The sequence below is a fragment of the Desulfonatronovibrio magnus genome, assembly GCF_000934755.1.
Classification (GTDB): Bacteria; Desulfobacterota; Desulfovibrionia; order Desulfovibrionales; family Desulfonatronovibrionaceae; genus Desulfonatronovibrio; species Desulfonatronovibrio magnus.
Genome location: NZ_JYNP01000096.1, coordinates 1 through 11,627, shown reverse-complemented (window position 1 = coordinate 11,627; position 11,627 = coordinate 1). Strand labels below are relative to the sequence as shown.

The 11,627-nt window shown below is 46.0% G+C and carries 11 protein-coding genes; 10 read left to right on the top strand and 1 reads right to left on the bottom strand.

Features of this window, described 5'->3' with window-relative positions; translation table 11 throughout:
* Window positions 1–128 precede the first annotated feature (128 nt).
* The 7 genes from LZ23_RS10070 (at window position 129) to LZ23_RS10040 (ending at window position 8,038) form a co-directional block, all read left to right on the top strand.
* Window positions 129–1,787 carry a type I secretion system permease/ATPase gene (locus tag LZ23_RS10070; RefSeq protein WP_052507287.1) on the top strand — a complete coding sequence of 553 codons (1,659 nt, stop codon included), beginning with the start codon at window positions 129–131 and terminating at the stop codon, window positions 1,785–1,787.
* 9 nt (window positions 1,788–1,796) lie between these two features.
* Window positions 1,797–3,431 (top strand): type I secretion system permease/ATPase, encoded by a 1,635-nt coding sequence (locus LZ23_RS10065; protein ID WP_045213822.1) that lies wholly within the window; start codon window positions 1,797–1,799, stop codon window positions 3,429–3,431.
* A gap of 25 nt (window positions 3,432–3,456) precedes the next feature.
* Window positions 3,457–4,806 (top strand): HlyD family type I secretion periplasmic adaptor subunit, encoded by a 1,350-nt coding sequence (locus LZ23_RS10060; RefSeq protein WP_045213820.1) that lies wholly within the window; start codon window positions 3,457–3,459, stop codon window positions 4,804–4,806.
* 167 nt (window positions 4,807–4,973) lie between these two features.
* On the top strand, window positions 4,974–5,138 hold the full coding sequence (locus tag LZ23_RS24610) for a hypothetical protein (RefSeq protein WP_198145958.1): 165 nt from the start codon (window positions 4,974–4,976) through the stop codon (window positions 5,136–5,138).
* Between the two features lie 53 nt (window positions 5,139–5,191).
* On the top strand, window positions 5,192–6,565 hold the full coding sequence (locus LZ23_RS10050) for a TolC family protein (protein WP_198145957.1): 1,374 nt from the start codon (window positions 5,192–5,194) through the stop codon (window positions 6,563–6,565).
* Window positions 6,566–6,587: 22 nt separating this feature from the next.
* Window positions 6,588–6,869, top strand: coding sequence for a hypothetical protein (locus LZ23_RS10045; protein ID WP_045213815.1), 282 nt, complete (start codon window positions 6,588–6,590; stop codon window positions 6,867–6,869).
* Window positions 6,870–6,910: 41 nt separating this feature from the next.
* Window positions 6,911–8,038 (top strand): glycosyltransferase, encoded by a 1,128-nt coding sequence (locus LZ23_RS10040; RefSeq protein ID WP_045213813.1) that lies wholly within the window; start codon window positions 6,911–6,913, stop codon window positions 8,036–8,038.
* Between the two features lie 232 nt (window positions 8,039–8,270).
* On the opposite strand, the gene LZ23_RS23450 is transcribed toward LZ23_RS10040, so the two are convergent.
* Window positions 8,271–8,591 (bottom strand): hypothetical protein, encoded by a 321-nt coding sequence (locus LZ23_RS23450; protein ID WP_084590999.1) that lies wholly within the window; start codon window positions 8,589–8,591, stop codon window positions 8,271–8,273.
* A gap of 112 nt (window positions 8,592–8,703) precedes the next feature.
* Between LZ23_RS23450 and LZ23_RS10025 the strand changes: the two genes are divergently transcribed.
* The 3 genes from LZ23_RS10025 to LZ23_RS10015 all read left to right on the top strand — a co-directional run bounded on the left by LZ23_RS10025 (window position 8,704) and on the right by LZ23_RS10015 (window position 11,487).
* Entirely contained in the window at window positions 8,704–9,456 is a 753-nt protein-coding gene (locus LZ23_RS10025; RefSeq protein ID WP_084590998.1) for a glycosyltransferase family 2 protein, read from the top strand.
* A gap of 88 nt (window positions 9,457–9,544) precedes the next feature.
* Entirely contained in the window at window positions 9,545–9,913 is a 369-nt protein-coding gene (locus LZ23_RS10020) for a DUF2304 domain-containing protein (RefSeq protein WP_045213808.1), read from the top strand.
* Between the two features lie 296 nt (window positions 9,914–10,209).
* The gene (locus tag LZ23_RS10015) at window positions 10,210–11,487 is read left to right on the top strand and encodes a type II secretion system F family protein (RefSeq protein WP_045213806.1); all 1,278 of its coding nucleotides are present in this window, start codon (window positions 10,210–10,212) and stop codon (window positions 11,485–11,487) included.
* The last annotated feature ends 140 nt before the right edge of the window (window positions 11,488–11,627 follow it).

The following is an 11,627-nucleotide window of genomic DNA, read 5'->3' as shown; positions in this document are numbered from 1 at the left end:
AGTCAGGGGATAGGGTTGGAAGAGAGAAGAGAAGAATAGCCCACGGAATACACGGAAGGGCACGGAAGGGAAGAGAAAAAGGTCAGAGGGCAGAAAAGAAATGCAGAGATGTAAATCAGGAATAATTAATGGAAAAAGAACTTAAGAAAGTGATAATAGTGGCTATCGGGTTGAGCATTTTTGTAGTGATGCTCTTTTTGTCCCTGCCATTTAACATGATCATGCTTTTTAGATTTGTTGTGCCCAGTGAAAGTACGGCCAGCATTCCGGTCATAGCTTCAGCTGCTCTGGCAGGCATGGTTTTCATGACAATTTTTGATACCTTGCGCTTTGCTCTTTTGCGCAGGTTTTCAGTATACTTGAACAAGGAACTTGGAGAAAAAATACTTCTCGGTATGTTCAGGGACAGGGCCCTGCAGCAGAAAAGTGACCACTCTACAGCCATGGGTGATTTGTCCAAGGTGCGGGCTTTTTTGAACTCACCCACATCAGCAGCTTTTCTTGACGCTCTGATATCCCCACTGCAGCTGCTGATTGTTTTTTTTCTGAGCCCTATCATGGGAGTACTGGCAACACTGTGTATAATGATTATTCTGGCTACCAAACTTGTCAGTAAAAAGCAGACCCAGGAACTGCTTAAAAATTCCAACATGCGTTTTGGACAGGTCAATGCCTTTGCCCAGGAATGCGTGTATAATGCTCAGGCTATCAAGGCCATGGGCATGCAGCCCAAGCTGGCCAAAAAATGGAGACACATGCAGGACCTTATGGTTCGGGATCAGACCGAGGCCAGTGAAAAGGCCGGGATCCACTCGGCCATTACCAAATCCATGGGCTGGATTATGCAGGTTCTGCTCATGGGGGTTGGTTTTTCCATGATCCTTGCAGGCACCATGGACAGCGGTTTTGTAATTATTGCGGTCATTATTGCAGGCAGAGTGATAATGCCCATGCAGATGGTGGTCAACGGCTGGCAGCAGTACCAGGACGCCAAGGATGCTTTTGTCAGGCTAAAGGAGTTTTTTGCCGAGCTTAAAGAAAAGGACAAGGAGGAAACTCTGGACCTGCCAGAGCCTAAAGGGCATCTGGCCGCGGAATCGCTGGTATACGGCCATGGCGGAAAGCCAATAATAAAAGGGGTATCATTCGAGTTGGAGCCTGGGCTGGCCATGGGCATCATAGGGCCAAGTGGAGCTGGAAAAACTACTCTGGCCCGCATGCTGACCGGTTCTGTACGTCCTCAAAACGGTATACTGCGCTTAGATGGTGCTGACATGCATCAATGGGATCAGGACAGACTGGGTATGCATGTTGGCTATCTTCCCCAGGAAGTGGAGCTTTTTGCAGGTACTATTGCCATGAATATTTCCCGTTTTCAGGAAATAGATATTGAAGAGGTTAAAAAGGCTGCAGCCAGGGTTGGACTGGATGAAATAATTGAAATGCTGCCCGAGGGATATGATACCATGCTGGAGGAAAGAGGGGCTAACCTTCCAGGTGGACTCAGACAGAGAATAGGCCTGGCCCGGGCCCTTTTCGGCCAGCCAAGGATATTGATCCTGGATGAGCCTGATGCCAGCTTGGATCAGGCAGGGCTTAAGGCTCTGCAGGAAATGATAGCTCAAGTACATAAGGAGGGTATCACTCTGATTCTGGTGACTCATCGACCACAACTGCTTGTGGCTACTGACAAGCTGCTTATGCTGAAGAATGGACAAGTTGCCATGTACGGACCCAGCAAGCAGGTGCTGCAAAAGCTTTTGCCAGCCAAGGGCAAGAAAGGTTAGACAAATATTATGAAAAAATATCTAGTAAAGTTTCTTCCATACCTTGCGGTGGGTTTTTTCTTCAGCCTGTTCATCAATGTACTGAACCTGTCCTACATTCTTTATCTGCGTAATCTGTTTGACAAGGTTATGACCAGCCGCAGTACAGAAACACTTTTTTTTCTAACAGCCGGGGTAATCGGGGCTTATGTGGTCATGGGTATACTTGAGGTTATTCGTTCCAAACTTCTGGTCAGGACCGGGGTCAAATTTGACCAGGTTGTAGCTGGAAAAGTATTTGGACGGATGATTGATCATTCCGTAGAAGCGGGTTCAACCAAACATACTCAAGGGCTGAAAGATCTTAACAGCATTCGCAATTTTATGGGAGGGACAGGGATATTTGCATTTTTTGACGCTCCCTGGGTGCCTGTATTCCTGGCTTTGATTTTCCTTTTTCATCACTGGCTGGGATATGTGGCCTGTGCAGGAGCTTTCCTCCTTTTTATGCTGGTGGTCATACAGGAAGTTATGACGTCCAGGATGAAGGCTGATCACTCACAGTCATCAATCCAGACGGATCAGTTTTTGAGTTCCGCCATGCGCAATGCCCAGACAGTCAATGCCATGGGCATGCTGCCGGCCCTGACTGCCAGGTGGAGACTTTTCAATAACAAAGATGTCTATTATGAAGATAAACTGGCAGCCAGAACAGGTTTTTTTCAAAGCATGAGCAAATGCATCATGATGAGTACAGTTATTATTGTTATGTCTACTGGAGGATACCTGGTCATACTTCATGAGATAACGCTTGGTACCATGGTGGCAGCGGCTATGTTTATGGGCAGAGGTCTGGCTCCTATCATGATGCTGGGTACGGCATGGCAGAGTCTTGTGGAATCGAGGATTGCCTATAAACGCCTGAATGAAATGATGCCTGAAAAAGATGAAATTGGCCATGTTACCATCAAGGAGGATCCGGATATTCTGGAGGCCAGGCAGGTCAGTCATACCATTGCTGAACAGCAGGTCCTCAACAATGTTTCCTTTGTCCTTAACCCTGGTGAGATACTGGCAGTTATCGGTCCAAGCGGGGCAGGCAAGTCAACCCTGGCCAGAGTTTTACTTGGATTGTGGAAGCCTGATTCCGGAAGTGTGGAGTGGGGGGGCATGGATGTATTTGAGATGGATCAGGAACAACTGGGCGAGATGGTCGGTTATGTCCCCCAGGAAGTAGAGCTTTTTTCAGGAACAGTTGCCGAAAATATTGCCAGGCTGGGAGATGTGGATTCACCCAGCGTTGTTACAGCTGCCAGGGAAGCTGGTGCTCATGAAATGATCCTTGGTTTGCCAAAAGGGTATGATACGCCTGTGGGAGCTGGGGGCGTAGCTCTTTCCGGTGGACAGAAGCAAAGGGTTATCATGGCCAGGGCCTTGTATGGGGATCCGTTGCTGCTGGTTTTTGATGAACCTGATTCCCACCTTGATCAACCTGGACGAGAGGCTTTGAAAAATATTTTGATGAAGTTGAAGAAAAGAGGTAAGCTGGTGATAATTATTTCGCATAATCAGGCATTGTCCAAAGTTGCTGATAAAGTGCTCAATTTGAACAGAGGCGTTGCTGAAATGATTAATGGTTCTGCAGTGCCGGGCATAGAAAGTTAAAAGGGAAAATCAAGAGGTCAGGTGTATGCAAAGCAATACCAAAGCTATAGAAAGTGGACAGAATAAACCTGAACAGGTTGACCTGCCAACATCTTCGAGAAATGTCATTATTATGGGTTTTGTTTTTATTGGTCTTTTTTTCGGAGGTCTTGGTGGATGGGCTGCAACCTCCAAGCTCAAGGGAGCAGTGATAGCTCCTGGAGACATAATTGTAGAATCATATCGCAAACAGGTGCAGCACCTTGACGGGGGCATTGTCAAGGAGATCCTGGTGCGCGATGGTGATTTTGTGGAAATGGGGCAGGTACTCTTACGTCTTGATGGAGAGCGAGTTCTTGCTACAAGGGACATGCACAGGGCCAGGATGGACTCTCTGCTGGCACAGCAGGCCAGGATAGTCGCAGAAGTTGAGGGTCGGGATGAAATAAGCTGGCCTGAGCAGCTTCTGGCACGGCAACACATGTCTGATGTACTTGAGAGCATGCGCAGTGAGGAAATGATATTCAGGTCAAGGCTGGAGGCCAAAAACAGCAGGATCGCACTTTTGAGATCCAGAATATCCAGGCAGCAGTCCATGCAGGAGGGGTATCAGTCTCAAATGTCGGCAATTCTGGATACCATAGAATCGTTAAAAGAGGAAATAGCCGCAAAAGAGCCTCTTCTTGAAGGCGGTTTTATTGATATTTCGCATATAATGCAATTGCAACGGACGCTTAACTCCAACCAGTCCCGAATTGAAGAGCTTAAAACGCAAACCAGGCAGGCAAAGGAGATGGTAGCTGAACTGCATCTTGAAATCAGGGAGCTTGAGAAAAGATATTCTGAAGAAGCAACCTCGCAGCTAGGAAATGTAAGGCAGGCTATTGTAGATTTGCGAGAGCAGCTTCGCCCGGTGGAAGATGCGTCCAGACGTCTGGAGGTAAAAGCTCCTGAATCAGGGATTGTCGTCAATCTGAATGTGCGCACTGAAGGAGGAGTTATCCAGGGCGGTGCGCCCCTGATGGAGATCGTGCCTGTGGACAGCGGACTGATTGTTTCTGCCAGAGTAGAGCCAAGCAAGATTGATGATGTTCATCTTGGGCAGACAGCAAGCGTTTCCCTGACTGCTTTTCCAATGCGCTATACACCCAAGGTTACCGGACGGGTAACTTACGTATCAGCAGATAAGGTTGAGCCAAGACAGCAAGGCATGCCGCCATATTATCAGGTTTATGTAGAATTTGATCATGAATCTTTGATTAATGCCATTGGTGATGAAAGCAGGCTTACACCGGGCATGCCGGCTCAGGTGTTTATCCAGACCCGGGAAAAGACTGTACTTGGCTATTTGATGACACCCATTACTGACAGTATTAACAGGGCTTTCAGGGAGTAGATGGAATGTCCCCTGCTGAATCCTGCTTCGCAGGGTCGCTTGCGCGGCATTCAACGGGGTGAAAATGCTGGGATGCACAATCAGGGGACAGGGGTCAGGGGACAGGGGACAGGAGACAGGGGTCAGGGGTCAGGGTCAGAAAAGAAATGCTGGGATTGAAGAAAGAAATGAAAAGAGGAAGAGAAGAATGGCCCACCCCGGTTGAATGGAAGAGATTCAACTGGGCAGGCGGAATGCGCGGAAAGGCACGGAAAGAAAGAGGGCAGGAGACAGGGGACAGGGGACAGAGGGCAGAGGGCAGAGAAGAAATGCCGGGAATTGGTCTATTTTAGAGCAAAAGAGAGAAGTAAAAGGTAATACACCATATTGTAAGCGAGAGCAGGAAATGAATATAAATAGTTATAAGTTTATCTTGATGGCCGTGGGAATAATCATTTTGCTATGGCCTGGATGGGGGATGGCAGGTGAAGATGGTTCTGATGATTATAGCATTGTGTTGAACCTGGAAGAAGCTGTAAAACTCGGCCTTGAGAGAAGTCCCCGGATAAAGGCCAGAGAATTCGGGGTAATGAGCAGGGAGGCTGAGAGGAAGTCTGCAAGGGGTCAGTTTTTGCCAAGACTATCTGCTGGAGCCGGATATAACTGGGTCAGGAGCACTTATGCTTCCGGACCCACAGACTCTGAGTTTCTGGAACAGAATCAGCATTACTGGAATGTTCGTCTGGCTCAGACCCTGTTTGCGGGTATGACCATATTTAATACTTATCAGAAGGCCAAGATTGATAAAGAAATTAGTGAATTGGAAAAAGAAAGCACTGCAAGACAGTTAATTAGAGAGATACAGTATTATTTTCTTCACTATTTAAAGGCAGGTGAGGATGTAAACAGTCTGGAGTCCAGCATTGAGAGGTTGGAAGTAGGCATACAAGCAGCAAAGGCCTTTTATGAATCCAGGTTAGTGCCTTACGTTGATGTACTGCACGCTGAAGTGGAACTTGAAGAAACACTTCAAAATCTAAGTAGAGTAAGAAACGAGGTAAAGGTACATCAAACCCGGCTTAACTCTTTGCTGGGACTTGAACATGACCTTTTTGTAAAATACCAGGGAGATATTGCTGACATCGTTCCTGCTCCATTTACGGACTTGGATCTGGTTATTTCAGACGCTCTAATGAAGAGAACTGATCTGCAGTTTATCAAAAAGAATATCCTATCTGCTTCAAGAGAGAAACAAATTGCAAGGGGTAGAAAGCTGCCTACAGTTAATTTGGAGATGAGCTACTCTGAGCGAACCAGTGAATACCTGGAGAGTGGCAGGGATATGTTTGGTCAGCGTTATGACCGTGATCAGACTAACCATTACTGGAATACCGGCATTAATGTTCAATGGAATTTTTTCAGTGGTGGGCAGCAATATTATCGTGGACAGAGCATGGATTACGAGATCAAGCGCTTACAACAGACTTTGGCCGACACAGAGGCTTCAATCATCACTGAAACTAAAACAGCATATCTGAGGCTCGAAGAAGCCAGTAACAGATTTGCTTCAACCAGAAAATCCATAGCAGCTGCCAAGGAAAATTATTCCATGCAGGAACACAGGTTCAGGCAAAGGGTTGGAACTATACAGGATTTGCTTAACGCTCAAGTCCAACTGACAAGGGCTGAGGTTAATAGAAACCAGGCTTTACTTGATTATCAGCTTGCTTTGTCTGAATTGTATTTTGCCATGGGTGAGAGGAATTATGGGTTGGATTGAAGAAAAAAGATAGGCCCACGCAATGCACGGAAAGACACGGAAGGGAAGAGGTCAGAAGACAGAAGTCAGAGGTCAGAGAACAGAGGGCAGAGAAGAAATGCTGGGATTGAAGAAAAACAAGAGAAGATATGCCCACGCAATGCACGGAAAGACACGGAATGGAAGAGGTCAGAAGACAGAAGTCAGAGGTCAGAGAACAGAGGGCAGAGAAGAAATGCTGGGATTGAAGAAAAACAAGAGAAGATATGCCCACGGAATGCACGGAAAGACACGGAATGGAAGAATTAAATGCCGGGGCCTCTGATATCCTTTGCTCTTAAGCGTCTGAACTGTAAATGAATACAAATGAAAATCCTGCACATAGGCAAATATTTTCCGCCCTTTCATGGAGGTATGGAAAACTTTCTTGATGATCTGGTCAGGGAGCAGGTGAGGGTTGGAAATGAAGTGCTGGTGTTGTGCCACCAGCATAAGCGGGGCTGTCCCACAGAAACCTGTCAGTCAGGGTCAGGGGCACAAATTGTCAGGGTGGCCATTATGGGGGTGGCGGCATACGCGCCGGTTGCCCCGGGTTTTTACCAATCCTTACGCAAAGTGCTGACTGAGTTTAAGCCGGATGTTGTGCATGTACATATGCCAAATGTCTCGGCTTTCTGGCTCTTGTTCATCAAAAAAAGCTTCAAGCTGGTGATTCACTGGCATTCAGATGTGGTTTCGTCTGAAAATGAATGGAAACTCAGGACGTTATATCCTTTTTATTCCTTGCCTGAAACCAGGCTCCTGGCCAAAGCTGATGTAATTATTCCCACTTCAACTCCCTACCTTGAAACAAGCTTTCCTCTTAAACGTTTTAAAAAGAAATGCCGGGTTATTCCCCTTGGGATCAAGCGTAATAAGTTTGGCTCAGAAATGAATCATGCTGATTCAGGATCAGGCTGTGAGGGGGATGAGTATATTTTTAGTGTGGGCAGGTTTACTTATTACAAGGGTTTTAAGTATCTGATAAGAGCATGTAAAGATGGTTATCCGGGCAGGCTGGTCATTGCTGGAGATGGCCCGTTAAGGGCTGATATGCAAAGGCTTGTGCAAAGCTCAGGGCTGGGCAGCAGGGTGAGTCTGCCTGGCAGGCTGTCTCATTTTGAGCTGCAGCAATGCTTTAAGAAGTGCCGGGCCTTTTGCCTGCCTTCCATTGAAAGAACTGAGGCTTTTGGAGTGGTGCTGTTAGAGGCCATGTCTTTGGGCAAGCCTTTAATTACTACCAGGGTTGAGGGTTCAGGAATGAATGAAGTGAATGTCCATAATGAAACCGGGCTTGTGGTGGAGCCCGCTGATTCTGTGGGGCTGGCCAGGGCTATGAACTATATGCTTCAAAACAGGGCCAGGGCTGAAGAAATGGGAAGTAGAGGCAGGGCAAGGCTGCAGGAAAAGTTTTCTATTGAAAGGGTTGTCTGGGAGGTTGGGAAGGTTTATTGAAGAAAGAAAAGAGAAGACAGGCCCACGGAATACACGGAAGGGCACGGAATGAAAGAAGTCAGAGGTCAGAGAAGTCAGAGAAGTCAGAAGTCAGGGGGCAGGAGTCAGAGGTCAGAGGGCAGAAAGGAAATGCTGGCATACTGGGATTGAAGAAAGAAAAGAAAAGAGAAGACAGGCCCACGGAATACACGGAAGGGCACGGAAGAAAAAGAACCCAGAACACCCAACAGTTTCATGTGTACTTAAGAATTCCGATAATCAAGGCAGCCATGGTCAGGCTTGTGTCAAAGGACCAGATCATGAATCTGTCCATGCGTCTTGTCAATTGAGCGAAACGTTTGTCTACCTGTTCAAAGCGTTTGTCCATCTGATCAATGATATGCTGGATCATATGACGCTGGTGTTTGAGTTCTTCTTCAAGTCTGACAATCCTTTCACGCATTTCCATTTCATAAACAGCAATGGGCTTACCAAAGTGTTGTTCAGTAATCCACAAAGGGATCTGATCTTTGAGAAAAGAAAGCTGATCATTGGTAAATGGCATTTGAAACATAGATTATTTGATTTTGTTGAAGCTTGCAGCCTGTTCTTAATGCTGATATTTGATTATCTGCACTTATGGGCTTATCAGGGCTTGCCCGAACCTGCAGGAGCATGAGCCAGATATGGTTTTGCTATTGCTATTTATAGTTCAAAAACACTCGGATGACAAGTTGGAAATTGCAAAACACATAATCAACAACAGCCTCGCCATAATACCTGCTTACAATGAAGAAGATTCTGTGGGCAAGGTTGTCCAGGGGGTCAGGTCCTATGGCCTGGATGTGGCAGTTGTAAATGATCAGAGTGCTGACTTGACTGAAGCAGAGGCAAAATCAGCTGGGGCTGTAGTTTTAAATCTGCCTGTCAGGCTGGGTGCATGGGGAGCCATTCAGACAGGGTTGAGATACGCTATTCGAAGGGGCTATAAGTACGCTCTTACCATCGATGCTGACGGGCAGCACCTTCCTCAAAGCATCCCGTATCTGCTTGCAGAAAATATAATTGATGATTATGATGTTATAATCGGCTCTTGTCCTGAAAGGGTAAGCAGGCTCAGGAAAATAGCCTGGACCTGGTTTAGAAATATTAGCCGCGCTGAATTTGACGACCTGACTTCCGGGCTCAGGGTTTACAACAGGTGGTCCATGAGGCTGATGCTGGACAAAAGGGCGTACTTATTTGATTATCAGGATATGGGCGCATTGCTTATGATGAAGAAACATGGACTGAAAATTACAGAAGTGCCCGTGGAAATGTCTGTGAGGCTGAAGGGTCATTCCAGAGTTTTTAATAACTGGTTAAAGGTTTGTAAATATATGCTGGTTACGTCTTCCCTGTCGGCAAGCAAGTTCAGGCAGAAGTGCAGGAAGAGGTAGACAATAGACTGTAAAGATGGCTTAGCCCACAACCCAAAATATATATTTTAATCATAGAGATCTGAACTAATAACGGAGCAAGCTTAACATGCTTCCAGTTTATAATTATTTTACAGCTATCTTAGGCATACTTACTGCAGGATTGATCATTTATCTTATTCGCAGGGATTCCTTATCTTCAAATTATGTAGTATGGTGGTTTGGAGTTGCCGCGGGTCTGATTTTTGTGGGTTTTTTTCCCAAGATAGTCAATTTTTTCGGAAAGCTCCTGGGTGTTGGCTATCCTCCGGTAATCCTTATTGCTGTTAGCTGGTGTCTGGTGCTAATTAAGCTGTTGTTTATGGATATTGATCGTTCGAGACAGGAGAGGCGGATCAGGATACTGGCTCAAAAGCTTGCGCTTTACGAGCAGCAGGCGCAGAGTGGTCAAATAAAACCAGGTAAGGATGAAAAATGACTGAAACGTTGGCTGTGCCCACAACCCAACTTAAACAAGGATCGTTCAGTTGTACCCATAACTGGACTTTTTTAAAGGCTGAAGGCTGAAGGCTGAAGGTTGAAGGTTGAAGGCTGAAGGCTGAAGGCTGAAGGCTGAAGGTTGAAGGTTGAAGAATGAAGAATGAAGGCTGAAGAGTTCGGACTTTGGACATGGGAGCATTATGCGTTTCTGAAAAGCCAACAGGGGACAGTTTCCTAACAATTAACCAATAACAATTAACAATCAACTGATAACATCTACTTCTCAAGTAACAAATGGAATTTGAATATAAAGCATCAACTGCTGAAGGTAAAATCAGTCACGGCAAGATATTTGCTGAAGACGAAAAGCGAGCTGTATCTAAAGTTCACGCCATGGGGCTTATTCCCCTGTCTGTTCATCTTCCAGGAGCAATAGAGAAGCCACGAAAGACTCTTAGACTCCGCGCCCCTTCATCTGGATCAGACATGAAAAAGGCCTTTTCCAGTCTGGCAGCACTCAAGCTCAGCCTTGGAAGAAAAGTTAAAAACAAAGACCTCATCATGTTCTCAGAGCATCTGGCCACCATGCTCAAGGCTGGAATCACCCTTAATAAATGCCTGACTATTCTGGCGGACCTTACCGAAAATAAAGCTTTTGCCAAGGTTATTCAGGATGTCCACAATCAGATCAGAGAAGGCAGTACCCTGCATCAGGCTTTGGAAAAGTATCCTGCGGTATTTCCTGGAGTGTTTGTAAACATGGTCAGGGCCGGTGAATCCGGAGGTGTTCTGGAAGTTGTGCTGCAGAGGGTGTCAGAGTTTCTTACTGAGATTCAGGAATTAAAAGACTATCTCATATCTTCCATGATTTACCCTGCCATACTTGGGTTTACAGCCATAGGCTCCATACTGATCATGCTTATTATTGTTGTGCCACGTTTTGCAGAAATCTTTACAGACATGGGTATAGATCTGCCCATGGCCACTCAGATTATGCTGGTGGCAGGAAACTTTCTGCAAGCCTGGTGGTGGGCACTTTTCATTGCTGTGTTGAGTCTTGTCGCTATGTTTAAATACTTTGTGGCAACCCCTGGAGGCAGAGACTGGTGGGATCGCTTCAAGCTGGGTCTGCCATTGATAGGGCCTATCCTGCTGAAGGTTGAAATTGCGAGATTTTCCAAAACTCTTGGAACACTGCTTAACAGCGGAGTATCCATTCTCGCGGCAATGAATATTGTCAAAGGGGTGGTGGTTAACAATTCATTGAAATTGATGCTGGATCAGGTTTATGATGATCTTAAGCAGGGCAGGATGCTTTCATCTTCTCTGGAGCGTCACCGGGTTTTTCCTTCACTTGCTGTGAACATGCTGGGTGTTGGTGAGGAATCAGGCAATATGCCTGAGATGCTGGAAAAAGTGGGTGATATGTATGACAAAGATCTGAAAGCAGCTATAAAATCTTTTACAGCCCTTTTTGAACCTATGGTAATACTGGTCATGGGACTGGTGATTGGAGCAATGGTTGTTTCCATGTTATTGGCAATTTTCAGCTTGAATGAGCTGGGGATATGAGGGAAGAGAAAGTATTGTATAGAAGAAATGCTGGGATCCTGGAATGCTGGAATTGAAGAAAGAAAAGAGAAGAATTGCCCACGGAATACACGGAAAGACACGGAATGAAAGAAGTCAGAAGTCAGAAGTCTGAAGTCAGA

What these genes read in the sequence shown, in the direction of transcription:
- LZ23_RS10070 (WP_052507287.1), top strand. Translation starts at nt 129, where the DNA reads ATGGAAAAAGAACTTAAGAAAGTGATAATAGTGGCTATCGGGTTGAGC.
- LZ23_RS10065 (WP_045213822.1), top strand. Translation starts at nt 1,797, where the DNA reads ATGAAAAAATATCTAGTAAAGTTTCTTCCATACCTTGCGGTGGGTTTT.
- LZ23_RS10060 (WP_045213820.1), top strand. Translation starts at nt 3,457, where the DNA reads ATGCAAAGCAATACCAAAGCTATAGAAAGTGGACAGAATAAACCTGAA.
- LZ23_RS24610 (WP_198145958.1), top strand. Translation starts at nt 4,974, where the DNA reads ATGAAAAGAGGAAGAGAAGAATGGCCCACCCCGGTTGAATGGAAGAGA.
- LZ23_RS10050 (WP_198145957.1), top strand. Translation starts at nt 5,192, where the DNA reads ATGAATATAAATAGTTATAAGTTTATCTTGATGGCCGTGGGAATAATC.
- LZ23_RS10045 (WP_045213815.1), top strand. Translation starts at nt 6,588, where the DNA reads ATGCACGGAAAGACACGGAAGGGAAGAGGTCAGAAGACAGAAGTCAGA.
- LZ23_RS10040 (WP_045213813.1), top strand. Translation starts at nt 6,911, where the DNA reads ATGAAAATCCTGCACATAGGCAAATATTTTCCGCCCTTTCATGGAGGT.
- LZ23_RS23450 (WP_084590999.1), bottom strand. Translation starts at nt 8,591, where the DNA reads ATGTTTCAAATGCCATTTACCAATGATCAGCTTTCTTTTCTCAAAGAT.
- LZ23_RS10025 (WP_084590998.1), top strand. Translation starts at nt 8,704, where the DNA reads ATGGTTTTGCTATTGCTATTTATAGTTCAAAAACACTCGGATGACAAG.
- LZ23_RS10020 (WP_045213808.1), top strand. Translation starts at nt 9,545, where the DNA reads ATGCTTCCAGTTTATAATTATTTTACAGCTATCTTAGGCATACTTACT.
- LZ23_RS10015 (WP_045213806.1), top strand. Translation starts at nt 10,210, where the DNA reads ATGGAATTTGAATATAAAGCATCAACTGCTGAAGGTAAAATCAGTCAC.